Source organism: Bacillus sp. MN7755 (assembly GCF_054771475.1).
Window position 1 is genome coordinate 1 of record NZ_BTRL01000001.1, and the last position, 17,977, is coordinate 17,977.

At 36.8% G+C, this 17,977-nt stretch carries 21 protein-coding genes; 10 read left to right on the top strand and 11 right to left on the bottom strand.

Going from position 1 to position 17,977, the window contains the following annotated elements:
• Nucleotides 1-254 precede the first annotated feature (254 nt).
• Together ACYVEC_RS00005 and ACYVEC_RS00010 are read left to right on the top strand one after the other, a co-directional pair.
• Nucleotides 255-935 (top strand): MgtC/SapB family protein, encoded by a 681-nt coding sequence (locus tag ACYVEC_RS00005; protein WP_000386685.1) that lies wholly within the window; start codon nt 255-257, stop codon nt 933-935.
• A 95-nt stretch (nt 936-1,030) separates the two neighbouring features.
• Entirely contained in the window at nt 1,031-2,026 is a 996-nt protein-coding gene (locus tag ACYVEC_RS00010; protein ID WP_063222080.1) for a potassium channel family protein, read from the top strand.
• Here the strand turns inward: ACYVEC_RS00010 and ACYVEC_RS00015 are convergent.
• Together ACYVEC_RS00015 and ACYVEC_RS00020 are read right to left on the bottom strand one after the other, a co-directional pair.
• On the bottom strand, nt 2,013-2,426 hold the full coding sequence (locus ACYVEC_RS00015) for a YugN-like family protein (RefSeq protein WP_063222081.1): 414 nt from the start codon (nt 2,424-2,426) through the stop codon (nt 2,013-2,015). The genes ACYVEC_RS00010 and ACYVEC_RS00015 overlap by 14 nt on opposite strands.
• 107 nt (nt 2,427-2,533) lie before the next feature.
• The gene (locus ACYVEC_RS00020) at nt 2,534-3,886 is read right to left on the bottom strand and encodes a glucose-6-phosphate isomerase (protein ID WP_063222082.1); all 1,353 of its coding nucleotides are present in this window, start codon (nt 3,884-3,886) and stop codon (nt 2,534-2,536) included.
• A gap of 275 nt (nt 3,887-4,161) precedes the next feature.
• On the opposite strand from ACYVEC_RS00020, the gene ACYVEC_RS00025 reads away from it, so the two are divergent.
• The gene (locus ACYVEC_RS00025) at nt 4,162-4,395 is read left to right on the top strand and encodes a DUF378 domain-containing protein (protein WP_063222083.1); all 234 of its coding nucleotides are present in this window, start codon (nt 4,162-4,164) and stop codon (nt 4,393-4,395) included.
• Nucleotides 4,396-4,507: 112 nt separating this feature from the next.
• On the opposite strand, the gene yugI is transcribed toward ACYVEC_RS00025, so the two are convergent.
• The 3 genes from yugI to ACYVEC_RS00040 form a co-directional block, all read right to left on the bottom strand.
• Nucleotides 4,508-4,852 (bottom strand): S1 domain-containing post-transcriptional regulator GSP13, encoded by a 345-nt coding sequence (gene yugI / locus ACYVEC_RS00030; RefSeq protein WP_000003765.1) that lies wholly within the window; start codon nt 4,850-4,852, stop codon nt 4,508-4,510.
• 253 nt (nt 4,853-5,105) lie between these two features.
• Complete coding sequence (locus ACYVEC_RS00035; protein ID WP_063222084.1) at nt 5,106-6,296, bottom strand: aminotransferase; 1,191 nt, start codon at nt 6,294-6,296, stop codon at nt 5,106-5,108.
• The gene (locus tag ACYVEC_RS00040; protein WP_060632717.1) at nt 6,293-6,790 is read right to left on the bottom strand and encodes an Lrp/AsnC family transcriptional regulator; all 498 of its coding nucleotides are present in this window, start codon (nt 6,788-6,790) and stop codon (nt 6,293-6,295) included. The genes ACYVEC_RS00035 and ACYVEC_RS00040 overlap by 4 nt, the downstream gene beginning before the upstream one ends.
• 266 nt (nt 6,791-7,056) lie before the next feature.
• Here ACYVEC_RS00040 and ACYVEC_RS00045 point away from each other — a divergent pair, with 266 nt between their 5' ends.
• Nucleotides 7,057-8,049, top strand: coding sequence for a 2-hydroxyacid dehydrogenase (locus ACYVEC_RS00045; RefSeq protein ID WP_063222086.1), 993 nt, complete (start codon nt 7,057-7,059; stop codon nt 8,047-8,049).
• Between the two features lie 109 nt (nt 8,050-8,158).
• Entirely contained in the window at nt 8,159-8,998 is an 840-nt protein-coding gene (locus ACYVEC_RS00050; RefSeq protein ID WP_063222087.1) for an alpha/beta fold hydrolase, read from the top strand.
• Nucleotides 8,999-9,029: 31 nt separating this feature from the next.
• Here the strand turns inward: ACYVEC_RS00050 and ACYVEC_RS00055 are convergent, their stop codons facing one another.
• A complete protein-coding gene (locus ACYVEC_RS00055) occupies nt 9,030-9,281 on the bottom strand; it encodes a YugE family protein (protein ID WP_242256530.1) in 252 nt (83 codons plus the stop codon).
• A 117-nt stretch (nt 9,282-9,398) separates the two neighbouring features.
• On the opposite strand from ACYVEC_RS00055, the gene ACYVEC_RS00060 reads away from it, so the two are divergent.
• Complete coding sequence (locus ACYVEC_RS00060; protein WP_275719416.1) at nt 9,399-10,550, top strand: MalY/PatB family protein; 1,152 nt, start codon at nt 9,399-9,401, stop codon at nt 10,548-10,550.
• Nucleotides 10,551-10,756: 206 nt separating this feature from the next.
• On the opposite strand, the gene sodC is transcribed toward ACYVEC_RS00060, so the two are convergent.
• The gene (gene sodC / locus ACYVEC_RS00065; RefSeq protein ID WP_088027852.1) at nt 10,757-11,296 is read right to left on the bottom strand and encodes a superoxide dismutase [Cu-Zn]; all 540 of its coding nucleotides are present in this window, start codon (nt 11,294-11,296) and stop codon (nt 10,757-10,759) included.
• Between the two features lie 68 nt (nt 11,297-11,364).
• A complete protein-coding gene (locus tag ACYVEC_RS00070) occupies nt 11,365-11,541 on the bottom strand; it encodes a hypothetical protein (protein ID WP_000982762.1) in 177 nt (58 codons plus the stop codon).
• Nucleotides 11,542-11,705: 164 nt separating this feature from the next.
• Between ACYVEC_RS00070 and kapB the strand changes: the two genes are divergently transcribed.
• Complete coding sequence (kapB, locus tag ACYVEC_RS00075) at nt 11,706-12,089, top strand: kinase-associated lipoprotein KapB (RefSeq protein ID WP_001209341.1); 384 nt, start codon at nt 11,706-11,708, stop codon at nt 12,087-12,089.
• 41 nt (nt 12,090-12,130) lie between these two features.
• On the opposite strand, the gene kapD is transcribed toward kapB, so the two are convergent.
• Nucleotides 12,131-12,754, bottom strand: a complete 624-nt coding sequence (kapD, locus tag ACYVEC_RS00080) for a 3'-5' exonuclease KapD (protein WP_048553468.1) — start codon at nt 12,752-12,754, stop codon at nt 12,131-12,133.
• 289 nt (nt 12,755-13,043) lie between these two features.
• Here kapD and ACYVEC_RS00085 point away from each other — a divergent pair, with 289 nt between their 5' ends.
• Nucleotides 13,044-14,369, top strand: a complete 1,326-nt coding sequence (locus ACYVEC_RS00085; protein WP_063222090.1) for an ArsB/NhaD family transporter — start codon at nt 13,044-13,046, stop codon at nt 14,367-14,369.
• 84 nt (nt 14,370-14,453) lie between these two features.
• On the opposite strand, the gene ACYVEC_RS00090 is transcribed toward ACYVEC_RS00085, so the two are convergent.
• On the bottom strand, nt 14,454-14,921 hold the full coding sequence (locus ACYVEC_RS00090) for a hypothetical protein (RefSeq protein WP_063222091.1): 468 nt from the start codon (nt 14,919-14,921) through the stop codon (nt 14,454-14,456).
• Nucleotides 14,922-15,038: 117 nt separating this feature from the next.
• On the opposite strand from ACYVEC_RS00090, the gene ACYVEC_RS00095 reads away from it, so the two are divergent.
• A complete protein-coding gene (locus tag ACYVEC_RS00095) occupies nt 15,039-15,752 on the top strand; it encodes a DNA alkylation repair protein (RefSeq protein WP_275719415.1) in 714 nt (237 codons plus the stop codon).
• A 347-nt stretch (nt 15,753-16,099) separates the two neighbouring features.
• Complete coding sequence (locus tag ACYVEC_RS00100) at nt 16,100-17,476, top strand: glycine--tRNA ligase (RefSeq protein WP_000287155.1); 1,377 nt, start codon at nt 16,100-16,102, stop codon at nt 17,474-17,476.
• 39 nt (nt 17,477-17,515) lie between these two features.
• Here the strand turns inward: ACYVEC_RS00100 and ACYVEC_RS00105 are convergent, their stop codons facing one another.
• Nucleotides 17,516-17,899: a hotdog fold thioesterase gene (locus ACYVEC_RS00105; protein ID WP_001140606.1), complete on the bottom strand. Its 384-nt coding sequence runs from the start codon at nt 17,897-17,899 to the stop codon at nt 17,516-17,518.
• Between the last annotated feature and the right edge of the window lie 78 nt (nt 17,900-17,977).

The window sequence follows — 17,977 nt, forward strand, 5'->3', positions numbered from 1 at the left end:
TTTTGTCGTTTTCTGCGTTTCCGCATCAGCGACGGTTATTAATATATCATGCAGAAAAATGAAATGCAACACCTTTTGAAAACTTTTTTAAATTAACTACATTTCTTTTTTAATATCATATACTTAAACGAAATATCTCTTTCATGTATGAGCAATTCCTACATATATTCTATATAAAGTTACTCTATCAAAAAGCGTTTCTTTCTATAATAAACGTTTTATTCATATACCATATCATACAAGGAGGAATACATATGGACTATACCGATTTATTAATCAAACTAGGTCTCTCGGCAATTTTAGGATTTGCCATCGGTTTAGAGCGCGAATTAAAACGGAAACCACTTGGTTTAAAAACTTGTTTAGTTATTTCTATTATTAGTTGCCTCCTGACGATTGTTTCTATTAAAGCAGCTTACAATTTACCACATACCGACCATATGAATATGGATCCTCTTCGACTTGCCGCTCAAATTGTATCTGGAATTGGTTTTTTAGGTGCCGGTGTTATTTTACGTAGAGGAAACGATAGTATTGCAGGATTAACAACTGCTGCTATGATTTGGGGTGCTTCCGGTATCGGTATTGCCGTTGGGGCCGGATTCTATATCGAAGCCATTTTCGGGATGTGTTTCCTTATGATTAGTGTAGAACTTATACCATTAACAATGAAATTTGTAGGACCTAGATCATTTCGCCAACGTGATATCGTAGTGAAACTTGTTGTGCGAAATATGGACAATATCCCGGTTGTAATTGAAGAAATAAAAGAAATGGATATAAAAGTGAAGAATATGAAGCTTAAAACGTTAGAAAATGGCTCTCACTATTTACATCTTAAATTATGTATCGATCAAAAAAGACATACTGCCGATGTTTACTACGCTCTCCAACATCTTGAAAGTGTCCAACAAACTGAAGTGGAAAGTATGTAACAGAAAACAAACTCTCTTTATAAATTAGAGAGTTTTTCTTTTTTCTATAATGGTAACAATGAATGTAGTCCTGCAAAGTAAGGAGGAATGGGCAATTGAAATCCCGTCCAAATTTAGTAGATACATTTCGTGATTCCATTATTTTTCGTTTAATTTGCTTTATTGTTGTACTTACTGCTTTTTCCGGCTTTCTTATACATAGATTAGAACCATCGCACTTCACCACATGGTTTGATGGAATTTGGTGGTCAATCGTTACAATTTTCACTGTTGGCTATGGTGACTTTGCCCCACATACACTAATAGGCAAACTTATCGGTATGGGTATTATTTTATTTGGAACCGGTTTTTGTTCTTATTATATGGTTCTATTCGCCACTGATATGATTAATAAACAATATATGAAAGTTAAAGGAGAAGAAGCTGCGACTTCTAACGGTCATATGATTATTGTCGGCTGGAACGAACGGGCAAAACATGTTGTAAAACAAATGCACATCTTACAACCGAACCTTGATATCGTTTTAATTGATGAAACACTTTCTTTACTTCCAAAACCATTTCATCATTTAGAATTTATAAAGGGATGCGCCCATCACGATCAAACGTTATTAAAAGCTAATATTACAACGGCTCACACTATATTAATAACAGCTGATAAAGAAAAAAACGAAAGCTTAGCTGATACACAGTCCATTTTAAATATTTTAACTGCAAAAGGTCTCAATCCAAACATTCACTGCATCGCAGAACTTCTTACTTCTGAACAAATACAAAATGCAACGAGAGCTGGTGTATCAGAAATTATAGAAGGAAATAAATTAACGAGCTATGTTTTTACCGCTTCTCTTTTATTCCCTTCTATTTCAGGTGTACTATTTTCACTTTACGATGAAATCTCTGATAACAAATTACAACTGATGGAGCTTCCCCCATCCTGCACCGGACAAACTTTTGCAAATTGCAGCTATACTCTTTTAAAGCAAAACATTCTCTTATTAGGTATAAAGCGCGACGAACAATATATGATTAATCCAGTCCATTCCTTTGTTCTCATTGAAAGCGACATACTCATTGTTATTCACCATTAATAAAATGACGCTCTAGTTCTTGTACAAGCACTTTCCCAATATTGATATATTTTCTTTTCACATCTCCATCTGGATCTTTCGGCTCAGCAAATTGATCCATCCCACTCGTTCCAGCTGTTAAAGTATTCACATGCTCATCTAGTTCGTCTTGATATACGTGCGAAAGAATATACGGCGTTTCAAGGCGGACTACTACACCAGGTACATCTAATTCTCCATCAATGGCTGTAAATGGCACTCGCAGAAATTGATAGCCATCTTCTTCATCGATTTTATAATCAAAGCATCCTTTATCATAATCCCAATTGCCACCAATGCTATATCCAAGTGGCTTCATTATTTCTTCTAACTTATATAACGCATATGTACGTCCTTCTAAATTTGATTGAATCGGAATCAAGCCCATCCCTCCTAGACTTTTTCTTTAGCATACCCACTCTAGTTTGAATATATTGATGGACTTTTCGATGAAATAATAAAAAGCGGCCGGATTCCGGCCGCTTTTTATTATTTTAAACGCTCTTCTAATTCTGCTTTTAATTCTTCAAATCCTGGTTTACCAAGTAAAGCAAACATGTTTTTCTTGTATGCTTCTACTCCTGGTTGGTCAAATGGATTTACGCCTAATAAGTAGCCGCTCATCGCACACGCTTTTTCGAAGAAGTATACAAGGTAACCGAATGTGTACTCATTTAATTCAGGAATATTTACGATTAAGTTTGGTACTCCGCCATCGCTATGTGCAAGTAATGTACCTTCGTATGCTTTTGTGTTTACGAAGTCTACAGTTTCACCAGCAAGGTAGTTTAATCCATCTAAATCGTTTTCTTCTGCTTCAATTGTCAGTTCATGTGTAGATTTACCTACTTTAAGAACTGTTTCAAATAAGTCACGACGACCTTCTTGAACGTATTGACCTAATGAGTGTAAGTCAGTTGAGAAGTTTGCTGAAGATGGGAAAATACCTTTTTGATCTTTTCCTTCACTTTCACCAAATAACTGTTTCCACCACTCAGCGAAGTATTGAAGTGCTGGCTCATAGTTAACAAGCATTTCAATTGTTTTTCCTTTATTGTATAGAGCGTTACGAACTACCGCGTATTGGTAAGCTGGGTTTTCTTCTAGTTCTGATGTTCCGAAGTCATCATGACCAGCAGCTGCACCTTTCATCATCTCTTCAATATTTAAGCCGCTTACTGCGATTGGTAATAAACCAACTGGCGTTAATACAGAGAAACGTCCTCCAACATCATCCGGAATAACAAATGTTTCGTAACCTTCGTTATCAGCTAATGTTTTTAATGCACCACGCGCTTTATCTGTAGTTGCATAAATACGTTTGCGAGCTTCTTCTTTTCCATACTTTTCTTCTAATAACTTACGGAAAATACGGAATGCTAGTGCTGGCTCTGTTGTTGTACCTGATTTGGAAATAACGTTAATAGAGAAGTCTTTACCTTCTAATACGTCCATTAAATCTTTCATGTAAGTGGAGCTAATGTTTTGTCCAACAAATAGCACTTGTGGAGTTTTACGTTGTTCTTTAGAAAGCGTGTTGTAGAAAGAATGGTTTAACATTTCGATTGCTGCACGTGCTCCTAGGTAAGAACCACCGATACCGACAACAAGTAAAATGTCAGAGTCATTTTTAATTTTTTCTGCGCATTTTTGAATGCGAGTAAATTCTTCTTTGTCATATTGAAGCGGAAGGTCTACCCACCCAAGGAAATCGTTCCCAGCTCCAGTTTTTTCGTGGATTGCGTGATGTGTTACTTTCACTGCATCACGTAAATAAGTGATTTCATGTTCACCGATGAAGGATAACGCTTTAGAATAGTCGAACGTTACATGTGTACTCATCTTTTTCCCTCCAATTATGGATATGTATTTCTGTATTCACTTTAGCGAAACTGAAGTTGTAAATCAAGCGATTCACCCATTGTAAACGTAACCAATATATATTTTTTAGAAAAAGTTCATTTTTTGCATAAAAATTCGCATTTTTCGGTATAGATGTATATACATCCTATTTCAAACATTTTTTATGTATAAAAACAACATAACTACCCCATTCTATAAAAGAGTTAATTAACTCATCGCTTGCTCATGCTTCACAACTAAGGGGGGGCTTTTTCATGAGTACTCTGCAACGTATCGCATTAGTTTTCACTGTAATTGGCGCTGTGAACTGGGGACTAATCGGGTTCTTCCAGTTTGACTTAGTGGCAGCCATTTTCGGTGGACAAAACTCAGCTCTTTCACGTATTATTTACGGCATCGTTGGTCTTTCTGGGCTTATCAATCTTGGTTTACTCTTTAAACCATCAGAAAATCTTGGCACTCACCCAGAAACGAACGAAATTCGCTAGTCAGTATGTCTTTACTTCACCTCCGACATACGAATATGATTGCATGCAATCATATTTGCAAATATATATCATAAGATAAAGTAAAAGAGGAACGCTCATATGCGCTCCTCTTTTACTTTGTTAACTCGGACTCTTCAATCCATTCTGTTAGCTTTTCTCGCAGCGTATTAAATCCGTTCTCAGATGGATTCGGTATAAGAATCCGTCCTTGTTTTCTTTTCGCCGCTTTTAACGATAAACTCATTTTTCTGTGTTCTTCATCAATTGAAAGTACTTTTACTTCTACTGTATCGCCGACTTTTAAAAAGTCATGAATATCCTTTACATATCCATTTGTAATTTCAGATATATGCACAAGTCCTTGCGTTTCTGCATCTAACGCTACAAATGCACCGTAATCTTGAATCCCAGTCACTTTCCCTGTTACAACCACTCCTGTTGTATATTGTTCTGACATATGAAACACTCCCATACGTTTACCATTTTCTCTACAATTGTAGATAGCAAAGCAGATGATTTATTGTTAAATATCCGATTAGTTAGTACGTACCCTAAGTAAAGCTACTCAGGATACGTATACCTTATATTAGTAAATTATACCACTATGACAGAACGCATTCAAAATTCATGAAAAAATTTCCTTAAGTAAGTATAATTCTCCAATATTAGGATAGAATACTAACACATGGCTTTCTAGTATTCCCCCCCTTTTATGGACAAAACGTATTGTGTTTTGTCCTTTTTTTATTCTCTACGAACCGTTCCATTCTCTTCATTGCTTCCATTAGTTGTTCAAGCGATGTTGCATACGAGCAACGAATAAATCCTTCACCACTTTCGCCAAATACACTTCCAGGTACAACAGCCACTTTTTCTTCTAATAATAACTGTTCTGCAAATTCCGCCGAAGATAGTCCAGTTGAAGAAATAGAAGGAAAGACATAAAATGCTCCGCCAGGCACATGACATGTTAATCCCATTTCATTGAAAGATGTCGTCATAAAATTACGGCGTTTCTTATAACTATCTCTCATCCGAATTACTTCATCATTCCCCGCGCGTAACGCTTCAAGTGCTGCGAACTGAGACATCGTCGGTGCACACATCATGGAATATTGGTGAATTTTGAGCATTAATTCTGAAAAATGAACAGGAGCTGCAATCATACCAAGGCGCCATCCTGTCATCGCAAATCCTTTTGAAAATCCTGAAATTAAAATCGTATGGTCACGCATATTTTTAATACTCGCGAAACTTGTATATACTTCGTCGTATACGAGCTCTGCGTAAATTTCATCAGATAATACGATTAAATTGTACTTCTCAACAATCACTGCTATTTCTTCAAGCTCGGACTTATTTAACATTGCACCTGTTGGGTTATTTGGTGAACAAAGTAAAATTGCTTTTGTTTTCGCTGTAATAGCTGCTTCGATCTGCTGTGGTTGTACTTTAAACTCATTTTCTAAAGTAGTCGCCACAGGAACCGGAACTCCTCCAGCTAATGTCACAAGCGGGGCATAAGAAACGAAACTTGGTTCAATAATGAGTACTTCATCATCAGGATTTATAATCGTGCGCATCGCTACATCTAACGCCTGACTCGCTCCAACTGTAACAATGATTTCATCGTTTGGATCATAAGATACTTCAAATTGTTTTTTTAGATACTTTGCTATTTCTTGACGGAGCTCCAATAATCCTGCATTTGCTGTATATGATGTATATCCTTGTTCTAAAGAACGAATACATGCTTGCCTTACATTCCACGGCGTAACGAAATCTGGTTCTCCTACTCCAAGTGAAATAACACCTTTCATATTTGCTGCTAAATCGAAAAACTTCCGAATACCAGATGGTTGTAAAGATTCTGCTGCTCTAGATAGTTCAAATTGCTTCATGGCGTCACCACAATTCGCTTATCATCATCGTTTTTATCATAAATAATTCCCTCATGTTTATACTTCTTCAAAATGAAATGCGTTGTTGTAGAAACGACAGATTCAATTGTTGCTAATTTCTCAGAAACAAACATCGCTACTTCTCCCATTGTCTTTCCTTCTAATGTAATAGACAGATCATATGTCCCAGACATTAAATACACAGATTTCACTTCTGAATAACGATAAATTTGTTCAGCAACCGCATCGAATCCAACGCCGTGCTTTGGCGTAACTTTCACATCGATCATTGCCGTTAAACCTGTATGTTCTTTCACCTTCGTCCAATCGATATGTGTTACATAATCCACAATAATCTTTTCTGCTTCTAATTTCTCAACCATTTTCTTTACTTCTTCTACTTCTATATTTAACAGCTTTGCTAATGTATCTACAGATAATCGACTACTTTTTTCAAGACAAGCTAATAATTCTAATTCTTTTTCTGTCACCATATAAATCATCCTTCCTTTTCGTTTGTGTCTAAATTATACAAATACACTTTCCAGTTTGAAAAGAAGATTTTTTTAGTGAATTATGTCAAAATAAAGTGAAACTTTAATCCATGGAAAGGTTCACTCCATGGATTATTAGCCCACACCAATCGGGCTTTTACGAGCAGTTAATCTCCCACCTCACTTCTTTGCCTCAACCGTCTTTTTAGGTGGGAGTCTTACTGCTCGTTAAAGCGGGGTAAAGTGAAACTTTAATCAGTGGAAAAATGCGTGATAAAGCGAAAGGGGATGGAACCGTGAAACCAAAAGTTTATATTGCTGAACCAGTTCCAACATTTGTAGAAAACTATTTATCAGAACACTGTGATTATGAAAAATGGGAGCAAAATGAGAAGGTACCTCGTGATGTTCTATTGGAGAAAATACAAGATAAAGATGGTTTATTAAATTTTGGATCTGCTATTAATGAAGAATTATTGGAGGCGGCTCCTAACTTAAAAGTAGTGAGCAACATTTCTGTCGGTTACGATAATTTTGATTTACAAGCGATGGCAAATCGAAATGTAATCGGAACAAATACACCATACGTACTAGATGATACAGTAGCTGACCTCGTTTTCGCTCTTATGCTATCTGCTGGTCGCCGTGTTTGTGAACTCGACTCTTACGTAAAAAATGGTGAATGGAATGCCGAAATTGGAAAAGAGCACTTCGGACTGGATGTACACCATAGTACGATCGGTATTATCGGTATGGGCCGAATTGGAGAAGCCGTTGCAAAACGAGCGAGATTCGGATTTGATATGAATGTTCTTTATTACAACCGTCGCCGTAAAGAAGAAGCTGAACAAAAATTCGATGCTACCTATTGTGATTTACAGACGATACTAAAACAGTCTGACTTTATCGTTCTTCTTACTCCATTAACAGATGAAACGTATCATCTTATCGGAGAAAAGGAATTTTCATTAATGAAAGAAACAGCTATCTTCATTAATGCTTCTCGCGGGAAAACAGTAGATGAAGAAGCATTAATCCATGCATTAGCAGAAAAGAAAATCTTTACAGCAGGCATCGATACTTTTACACAAGAGCCAATTCAAAAAGATAATCCGCTCTTATCATTACAAAATGTTGTGACTTTACCGCACATCGGATCTGCAACGTTAAAAACTAGGCAGCAAATGGCTATGACAGCCGCTGAAAATTTAGTTGCAGGCTTACAAGGAAAAACACCGCCTAATGTTGTTCGCGGGTAATGATAAATAAACGAAAGGCAAGATGACATCGTCATCTTGCCTTTTTTTGTTAACATATTTTCTTTTCTCTTGGAGATGATATGAACAAAAATCAATGGAGTGACAAAAAATGAATCACGAATATACTTGTCCTTATTTCACTTTTTCCACTCGCGGCACTACTATTCATTACGAATTGTATGAACATGATAATAAAACGGAACGTCCTACTTTTGTGCTCGTTCACGGATTTTTATCTTCCTCATTCAGTTACCGCCGTCTCATTCCTTTACTATCGAAAGAAGGAACAGTCATTGCTCTTGATTTACCACCGTTCGGAAAAAGTGATAAGTCTCATCTGTTTAAGTATTCTTATCACAATTTAGCAACGATTATTATTGATTTAATCGAACACTTATCTCTCTCAAACATTGTGTTAGTTGGGCATTCTATGGGTGGGCAAATTTCTCTTTATGTAAACCGTATACGTCCTGAATTAATTTCAAAGACGATTTTATTATGCAGCTCGAGTTATTTAGCACGCGCAAACTTACCTTTAATGTATTCTTCTTATTTGCCGTTCTTTCATTTATACGTAAAGAACTGGATTATACGCCGCGGCATTGTTCATAACTTAATGAATGTCGTTCATGATCATTCATTAATTGACGATGAAATGAAGGAAGGTTACTCCGCTCCTTTTTATGACAACCGTATATTCCCCGCTTTAACTCGTATGATACGAGATCGTGAAGGTGACTTATCTTCAATTGAATTAAAAAAAATCGAAACACCTATACTGCTCATTTGGGGTGAAAAAGATCGCGTCGTCCCTGTACATGTAGGTCATCGTCTACACAAAGATTTACCGAATTCGAAATTTATTTCTTACGAAAATACAGGGCATTTACTACCTGAGGAAAAACCTGAACATGTTTATGAAGAAATTATCGCGTTTTCCGCGCAATAATATAAAAAAGGCTGTCGGAATTTCCGACAGCCTACAATGAACAACTTCCGCCTTCTTTTATTACAAGTAATTCCACAGCTAACTTCTCACATTTTTCAAGCGCAGGTACTTCCTCAAAAGACATAAAGTATATATGTTGAATCTTCTTTGCGATGTATTTTGGATCATCAAACACACTTGCGACGTTCACAGCATCGCTCGCTTCTGTTTCATAAAACTCCGGTCCCATTTGAAACGGATCCCAATTCTTCACAACCTCTATCATCTTTTCATATGTACCCATTCGCTTCCCGCCTTTTCACTTTTTAATACTTTTCTTTATCCTATCACATCAGCTATTCTATAAGAAGAGAGAGAACTTTCATAACTTAACGGTTTTACAGAAGAAGGGGGCAAACTTATGCAACTATTTCATAAAACAGTCAATCGACGTGGAACTCATAGTATAAAATGGGATACATATAAAAACGAAGAACTTATCCACGCTTGGATTGCTGATATGGATTTTGAAGTACCACAACCAATTCAAACTGCTTTAAAGAAACGTATCGAGCATCCTATTTTCGGCTATACACTTCCTCCCGAAAATATTGGCGATATTATTTGTAACTGGACAAAAAAACAGTACAACTGGGATATTCAAAAAGAATGGATTGTCTTTAGCGCTGGGATTGTTCCAGCTCTTAGTACGAGCATACAGGCCTTCACAAAAGAATACGAATCCGTTCTCGTACAACCACCTATTTATCCCCCATTTTTCGAAATGGTCACAACAAACAACAGACAATTATGCGTAAGTCCATTACAGAAACAAAATGATACATATACGATAGACTTCGAGCATTTAGAAAAACAATTTCAACAAGGCGTCAAACTCATGCTTCTTTGTAGTCCTCACAATCCGATCGGACGTGTTTGGTCAAAAGAGGAACTTACACAACTTGGCGCGTTATGTACAAAATATAATGTAATCGTTGTAGCAGACGAAATTCATTCTGATATTATTTATGCAGATCATACACATACACCGTTCGCTTCCTTATCCGAAGAATTAGCAGCGCGCACGATTACTTGTATGGCTCCGAGTAAAACATTTAATATTGCTGGATTACAATCATCGATTATTATCATTCCAAATGAAAAACTCCGTCAAGCCTTTACATCTATCCAATATAGACAAGGCTTCCACGGATTAAATATATTCGCCTATACAGCGATGCAAAGTGCCTATACAGAATGTAACGATTGGCTAAATGAAATTCGATTATATATAGAAGATAACGCTCAATTCGCTTGTAAATATATTAAAGATCACATACCTACTCTTTCCGTAACGAAGCCAGAAGGTAGCTTTTTATTATGGATTGATTGCTCCCGCCTACAACTTTCTCAAAGTGAGCGCACCACATTGCTTGAGGAAAAAGGGAAAATTATCGTTGAACCTGGTGAGAAATACGGATTAGGCGGCGAAGAACATATTCGAATTAACATCGGCTGTCCAAGATCTGTTTTAGAAGAAATTTTAAATAGACTGCGCCATACGTTTTCATAATAAGAAAGGAGGCTATTTAGGACAGCCTCCTTTGTCATATTTTGTCGGTAAGTCGATATATTTTAAAAATCGCTGATATATTTCGAGTTGCGGTCGATATATTCCAATAATCGCTGATATAATTTGAGTTACAGTCGATATATTCCAATAATCGCTGATATATTTTCACTTACACTACACAAAAAAGCTACCATGCACGGTAGCTTTTACTTTTTCTTCATATCCGATGCTTTTTTTACAATGACGCCACAAGCAATTCGATCACCGGATTTACCTGTCGGTTGTGTCATGCCATCATCAGCGTTTTCTGTAATAATAATAGACGCTCCATCTTTTCTATGAATCGTCGTTTTTCCTTCTTCAAGTGTTATATGCGGCGCATCGATTTCTGCTTTAATTTTTCCAGAACCGTCTGCGATTACGTTCGGTAAATCACCGTTTTCTGCACCCTTCGGATTAAGAAGTCCATGTTTTTTATTATCAGGATTAAAATGATTCCCAGATGACTCAAAACGTGGTGCTTTACACTCGCCAATTTCGTGTACATGTATACCGTGCGGGCCAGGTGCAAAACCTTCTCCTTTAATCGTAATTTTCACTCCGCTTGTTTGCTGTACTACTTTCGCAGTCCCTACTTCATCACCTGAAGCATTATGTAATTTTACGTCAATTTCTTTCGGCTTTCCTTGGTCACAACCCGCCATCAGAAATAATAAACAACAACTGAAAAAAAGCCGTTTTTTCATTCAATTCCCTCCAAAATGTATTCTGCCCTTAGATTGTCCGAGCATAGAGGGAAACATACAAAAATGAATTACTGTTTCTTTTCTGCTAACAATTTTTCTTCAACCTTCTGCAATCGGTCTGCTTCTCGTTTTGATACACGAATGAACATACGCCACGTGGCAACAGCACCAATGATAAATAGAACGCAAACAATCCCTGGAATAATATATTCTGTTTTATCTTCCGGAAAATATAAAGGCATCATATGAAACACTCCTTATTATAGGATTTGCAAACCATCAGAATTTTCTGTTATATTATTTTAAATTATAGTTGAACCGATTCATATTCTCAAGGGGTGTTCCGAAAGCGAATGATTTCTTTGACTCCTTCTCCTACTTTCCTTACTATAAACTTGAGGTGAAAAATATGAGAGAAACATTTGAAATTGGTGAAATCGTTACTGGTATTTATAAAACGGGAAAATACATCGGCGAAGTTACAAATAGCCGTCCTGGCAGTTACGTCGTAAAAGTATTAGCTGTTTTAAAACATCCGGTGCAAGGTGACTTACATAACGTAAAACAAGCTGACGTACCATTTTTCCATGAAAGACGCGCTTTAGCTTTCCGTGAACAGACGAACATTCCAGAGCAAATGGTGAAGAAATATGAAGGAGAAATTCCAGATTATACAGATTCACTCAAATTAGCATTAGAAACTCAAATGAATTCATTTTCTGAAGATGATTCACCTTTTGCGGTTCGTAGTCTAGAAACATTAGAGCAATTAAAAAAAGACTACAAACTTTAAAAAAACAAAACGACCAAATTACATACTGTGCAATTTGGTCGTTACTGTGTACTCACTTTCTTTAACACTTTTGAAAAATCAACAAGTTCTCCCAACGTTGGAGGTGCCGGTTTCACTAAATACTCTTTATCTTTTTCTACTAACTTAAAAATATTATACGTCGTCATCGCATCATCTAGCGCACAATGATGCTTACCCGTCCCTACTTTTCCATACGCCTCAATTGCTTTCCACAATCCTGTTTGATTTCTCTCCCCAAAAAACTTCTTATACTCAAGCGATAAATCACGGCACTGTCCTAAGAATGGAAAGTCGACTCCCGCCATTTCACAATTATGCTTCAACACTTTCATATCCATATTTCCCCACGTAACAATGGTCGGTTTACATCTCTTTTCATATTCTGCAAGTTTTTCAACGAGTTCTGGAAACGAAATTCCTTTATCTACGGCTTCTTGTTTAATCCCTAAAAATTTCTTACATCGATCTGTTAAAGAAGGAAAAGTTTTCGGCCTAACATGAGCTGAATACGTGTCTTCTACCTTACAGCCAACAACCGAAACGAGTCCTACCTCAATAATCTCCGGGAAAAATCCTTTTGGTTTTTTTCTGTGCTGGGGCATCGTAAACTCAAAATCCAAAAATAAAAATCGTTGTTCATCCATACGATCCCTTCCTTATCATCTTTGTCATTCCTTTCTATTTGACACTCCTACACGAACAAGCTCGAATGCTAATTCCATTTTAAATATTCAGATTGGATGTATCTTATATATATGTCAAATGCCCACAAATATTTTTAAAAATAAGAAAAAGTAACCGTTGCAGAAAATATAACAAAATACGCCCTTTCATTTACATCCTCCATTTTTCTACTTTATAATGACTTTATGTGTGTTTCTTTGAGAACATTTTTGACACACTAAGAAAAGTGAATGAAAGGAGATGAGAGTTTTGCACGAAACAACGCAAGAGCTCGCAAACTGGCAGTATTATTTTGCTATCGCAGTCTTTTTAATTACATATGCCATTATTATTTCTGAAAAAATTAATCGTGCTGTCATCGCACTTCTTGGTGCAGCACTCATGGTAATTATGGGGGTCGTTGATTTACACAACGCCTTTACGAAACATATTGAATGGGGGACGATTACGCTACTCATCGGTATGATGATTCTGGTGAATATTACGAGTAAATCGGGTGTCTTCCAATACGTTGCCATTAAAGCAGCAAAAGGGGCACAAGGAAATCCAATTAAAATTTTAATTTCACTTTCCTTACTTACTGCGCTTGGTTCCGCATTTTTAGATAACGTTACAACTGTACTTCTTGTTGTTCCAGTTACTTTATCTATTACGCGCATACTGCAAGTAAATCCTGTTCCTTATTTACTTTCTGAAATTATTTTTTCAAACATTGGAGGAACAGCAACATTAATTGGTGATCCACCAAATATTATGATTGGTTCTGCAAACAAGCATTTAGACTTCAATGCATTCTTGCTAAACTTAGCACCAATCGTAATTATTATTATTGCAGTTACAGCAGTAATACTTTACTTCATGTACCGTAAACAATTAATTGCTGATCCTGTACAAGTTAAGAAATTAATGAGCCTTGATGAAAAACAATACATTAAAGATCCAGTATTAATGAAAAAATCTTTAACAGTACTTGGACTTACAATCGTAGGTTTCATGACTCATTCAATCTTCCACGTTGATGCAGCTATCATTGCTTTAACTGGTGCTACTGTTCTTATGCTAATTGGTGTGAAAGAGCATGAAATTGAAGAGGTATTCGCAAGTGTAGAGTGGGTAACAATCTTCTTCTTCGCAGGACTATTCGTACTCGTTGGAGGACTTATCGATATCGGTCTTATCAAAATGTTAGCTCAAAAAGTAATTGGAATAACGGGCGGAGATATTTCTCAAGCATCTATCCTTATTTTATGGGTATCTGGTATCGCCTCGGCAACAATTGATAACATTCCATTCGTTGCAACAATGATCCCACTTATTAACGATATGGCAGTTGGGCTAGGTTTATCACCTTCTGACGCACAAATCGACGTATTATGGTGGGCATTAGCATTAGGTGCTTGTCTAGGTGGAAACGGAACATTAATCGGAGCTTCTGCTAACGTAATCGTTGCAGGTATCGCAAGCCGCGAAGGACATAAATTTAGCTACATGGACTTCCTAAAAGTCGGTTTCCCAATTATGATCGTTTCATTAATCATTTCTCATATTTATATTTATTTACGCTACCTAATGTAGTAGAAAAAGCGCCCAAATAAACAGGGCGCTTTTTTCATTACACATATTTAAAATACATCAATTTATTAACAAAAAATAACAAATCTACTCGTTATACCTCACCGGCTCATTTCGAATAATGAACAAGTGAATCGGCAAGAAAACTGAAAATGTAATGGTATGAATAATCGTAAATAATATAGAGTTCGTTCCGTATCTATCTAAAATTGCGTAGATAAGATAAATAGACAGCACAATCGATACAGCTGTTGCTATTAAATATAGAATTGGTACGAAATTAAAAATGAAACATGCGACATATATACCGAATACTTTCCATCCCGCTTCTTCTTTCAAGAAATCTGGTAATTTGTCTTTCGCTAAATCACCCCATATCTTACTATTTAAAAAAGGAATAAATGCAAGAGCACCATCGGTTGCACCATCATTTTTCGCCATCGTATACAGTGCAAAAGCCGTTAACAAATATGCAATAACTGCCCAAATCAATATAACAAGAATAAACGCAAAACTAAGAGCAAAGAAACCTGCTAGTAAACCCTGATCTTCCATCTTATCCTCTCCTCTCTACTCTCAACATATTTCATTCCATTGCAAGTTATGTTTTAAAATTTATCCAAACTCTCTGTATAATAATAAGAGCAAGATAATAAGAGAGGAGAACAACTGATGCATCCATTTGTAAAAGCATTACAAGAGCATTTCATAGCTCACAAAAATCCGGAAAAAGCAGAACCGATGGCACGTTATATGAAAAATCACTTCCCGTTTCTCGGCATTCAAACTCCCGAGAGAAGACAGTTATTAAAAGACGTCATCCAAATACATACTCTCCCAGATCAAAAAGACTTCCAAATCATCGTGCGTGAGCTTTGGGACTTACCAGAACGTGAATTTCAAGCAGCTGCTCTTGATATTATGCAAAAATATAAAAAGCATATAAACGAAACACATATCCCCTTCTTCGAAGAACTAATTGTCACGAAATCTTGGTGGGATTCTGTTGATAGCATCGTTCCTACTTTTTTAGGTAATATCTTTTTAAAACATCCGGAATTGATTTCTGCCTATATTCCAAAATGGATTGCATCAGATAACATATGGTTACAACGCGCAGCTATTTTATTCCAGCTGAAATATAAACAAAAGATGGATGAAGAACTTCTTTTCTGGATTATTGGACAGCTACATTCTTCAAAAGAATTTTTCATTCAAAAAGCGATTGGATGGGTCCTTCGCGAGTATGCAAAAACAAAGCCCGATGTCGTTTGGGATTACGTGCAAAATAACGAGCTTGCCCCGCTCAGTAAACGTGAAGCAATTAAGCACATTAAACAAAATTACGGAATAAATAACGAAAAAATAGGCGAGACTCTATCATAGATAGACGCGTTCCTCTATTGAGATTTAAAAAAGAACGTGTTAGAATATGTTCATTATTATTAATATAAGTAGCGATGACGGACTTATAAGTACTTGCACAAAAAGCGATTCAGGGATAGTGAAAGCCTGAAGCCGCAAGGAAACGGCAGTCTCGAGCAATACGTGATAAAGTGGATGCACCTTTTGTGTATCAACTAGGGTGGAACCGCGGGCAAACGCTCGTCCCTAGGCAATTAAGCCTTGGGATGAGCGTTTTTTTATGTTTTTCAAAGCATATACTGCTCGTTTCACAAGTTACCTGAGCACGTCATCGCCAATACGTTAACTTTCAAAAGGAGGATTTTATTATGTATTCAATGGAACAAGTAGTAAACTTAGCGAAACATCGCGGTTTCGTTTTCCCTGGTTCTGAAATTTACGGTGGTCTTGCAAACACTTGGGATTACGGTCCACTTGGAATCGAATTAAAAAATAACGTTAAAAAAGCTTGGTGGAAAAAATTCATTCAAGAATCTCCATACAACGTTGGTTTAGACGCAGCTATTTTAATGAATCCAAAAACTTGGATCGCTTCTGGTCACGTTGGTAACTTCAACGATCCAATGATCGACTGTAAAAAATGTAAAGCGCGTCACCGTGCTGACAAATTAATTGAAGATGCATTAGATGCAAAAGGCATCGAAATGGTTGTTGACGGTCTTACTTTCGACCAAATGGCTGACCTAATGAAAGAACATGAAGTAAAATGTCCTGATTGCGGTAGTGAAGAATTCACTGAAATCCGTCAGTTCAACTTAATGTTCAAAACATTCCAAGGTGTTACAGAGTCTAGCACAAACGAAATCTTCCTTCGTCCTGAAACAGCACAAGGTATTTTCGTAAACTTCAAAAACGTACAACGCTCTATGCGTAAAAAGCTTCCATTTGGTATTGGCCAAATCGGTAAGAGCTTCCGTAACGAAATCACGCCTGGTAACTTCACATTCCGTACACGTGAATTCGAACAAATGGAACTTGAATTCTTCTGTAAGCCTGGTGAAGATTTAGAGTGGTTCGCATTCTGGCGTGAAACTTGTAAGAACTGGTTACTTTCACTTGGTATGACTGAAGAAAGCATGCGTCTTCGTGACCACGGTGAAGAAGAGTTATCTCACTACAGTAACGCAACAACTGATATTGAATTCAGATTCCCATTCGGTTGGGGCGAACTATGGGGCGTAGCATCTCGTACAGACTTCGACTTAAAACGTCACATGGAACACTCTAACGAAGACTTTAACTATATCGATCCACAAACGAATGAGCGTTACGTACCGTACTGCATCGAGCCATCTTTAGGTGCTGACCGCGTAACATTAGCATTCTTATGTGATGCATATGAAGAAGAACAATTAGAAAACGATTCTCGTACAGTTCTTCGTTTCCACCCTGCTTTAGCACCATACAAAGCAGCTATCTTACCATTATCTAAAAAGCTATCTGAAGGTGCTACTGAAGTATTCGCAGAACTAGCTAAAGACTTTATGGTAGACTTTGACGAAACTGGTTCTATCGGTAAACGTTACCGTCGTCAAGACGAAATCGGTACACCATTCTGTATCACTTACGACTTCGACTCAGTTGAAGACAAAGCTGTTACAGTACGTGACCGTGACACAATGGAACAAGTTCGTATGCCAATTAGCGAACTAAAAGGTTTCTTAGAGAAGAAAATCCAGTTCTAATTATAAGAAAAAGAGGTTGCTCTAATGAGCAGCCTCTTTTTACTTTTCACGTTTTTCTTTAATTGCTACTGTACATCTTGATATACATAGTAAGTCATCATTCTCATCAATGATACGCACATCCCAAACCATCGTTGAATGTCCTCTATGTATCGGTGTTCCGATCGCTGTTACAATCCCATCTTTCTTTGAGCGAATGTGATTTGCATTAATTTCTAGACCGAAACAAATACATTTCTCTTGATCAATTAAATTGTATGAACCGACGCTTGCTACTGTTTCCGCTAATGCAAGAGATGCACCACCGTGTAAAAAACCAAACGGCTGATGTGTACGCTCATCAACAGGCATCGTAGCAACCACCTTATCTTCTGTCATCTCTAACAACTCAATTCCAAGTGAATCCATTAAAGTTTTTGCCATATCGTTTCCCCCTTCTCTTACTTTAATTAAATGTATAATTTTACCTATTTATTTTCAAACTACTTATAACACTTAAAT

Excerpts from the sequence above, each read along its gene's own strand:
- ACYVEC_RS00005 (WP_000386685.1), top strand. The coding sequence starts at position 255 with ATGGACTATACCGATTTATTAATCAAACTAGGTCTCTCGGCAATTTTA.
- ACYVEC_RS00020 (WP_063222082.1), bottom strand. The coding sequence starts at position 3,886 with ATGAGTACACATGTAACGTTCGACTATTCTAAAGCGTTATCCTTCATC.
- ACYVEC_RS00025 (WP_063222083.1), top strand. The coding sequence starts at position 4,162 with ATGAGTACTCTGCAACGTATCGCATTAGTTTTCACTGTAATTGGCGCT.
- yugI (WP_000003765.1), bottom strand. The coding sequence starts at position 4,852 with ATGTCAGAACAATATACAACAGGAGTGGTTGTAACAGGGAAAGTGACT.
- ACYVEC_RS00035 (WP_063222084.1), bottom strand. The coding sequence starts at position 6,296 with ATGAAGCAATTTGAACTATCTAGAGCAGCAGAATCTTTACAACCATCT.
- ACYVEC_RS00040 (WP_060632717.1), bottom strand. The coding sequence starts at position 6,790 with ATGGTGACAGAAAAAGAATTAGAATTATTAGCTTGTCTTGAAAAAAGT.
- ACYVEC_RS00045 (WP_063222086.1), top strand. The coding sequence starts at position 7,057 with ATGCGTGATAAAGCGAAAGGGGATGGAACCGTGAAACCAAAAGTTTAT.
- ACYVEC_RS00050 (WP_063222087.1), top strand. The coding sequence starts at position 8,159 with ATGAATCACGAATATACTTGTCCTTATTTCACTTTTTCCACTCGCGGC.
- ACYVEC_RS00055 (WP_242256530.1), bottom strand. The coding sequence starts at position 9,281 with ATGGGTACATATGAAAAGATGATAGAGGTTGTGAAGAATTGGGATCCG.
- ACYVEC_RS00060 (WP_275719416.1), top strand. The coding sequence starts at position 9,399 with ATGCAACTATTTCATAAAACAGTCAATCGACGTGGAACTCATAGTATA.
- sodC (WP_088027852.1), bottom strand. The coding sequence starts at position 11,296 with ATGAAAAAACGGCTTTTTTTCAGTTGTTGTTTATTATTTCTGATGGCG.
- ACYVEC_RS00070 (WP_000982762.1), bottom strand. The coding sequence starts at position 11,541 with ATGATGCCTTTATATTTTCCGGAAGATAAAACAGAATATATTATTCCA.
- kapB (WP_001209341.1), top strand. The coding sequence starts at position 11,706 with ATGAGAGAAACATTTGAAATTGGTGAAATCGTTACTGGTATTTATAAA.
- kapD (WP_048553468.1), bottom strand. The coding sequence starts at position 12,754 with ATGGATGAACAACGATTTTTATTTTTGGATTTTGAGTTTACGATGCCC.
- ACYVEC_RS00090 (WP_063222091.1), bottom strand. The coding sequence starts at position 14,921 with ATGGAAGATCAGGGTTTACTAGCAGGTTTCTTTGCTCTTAGTTTTGCG.
- ACYVEC_RS00095 (WP_275719415.1), top strand. The coding sequence starts at position 15,039 with ATGCATCCATTTGTAAAAGCATTACAAGAGCATTTCATAGCTCACAAA.
- ACYVEC_RS00100 (WP_000287155.1), top strand. The coding sequence starts at position 16,100 with ATGTATTCAATGGAACAAGTAGTAAACTTAGCGAAACATCGCGGTTTC.
- ACYVEC_RS00105 (WP_001140606.1), bottom strand. The coding sequence starts at position 17,899 with ATGGCAAAAACTTTAATGGATTCACTTGGAATTGAGTTGTTAGAGATG.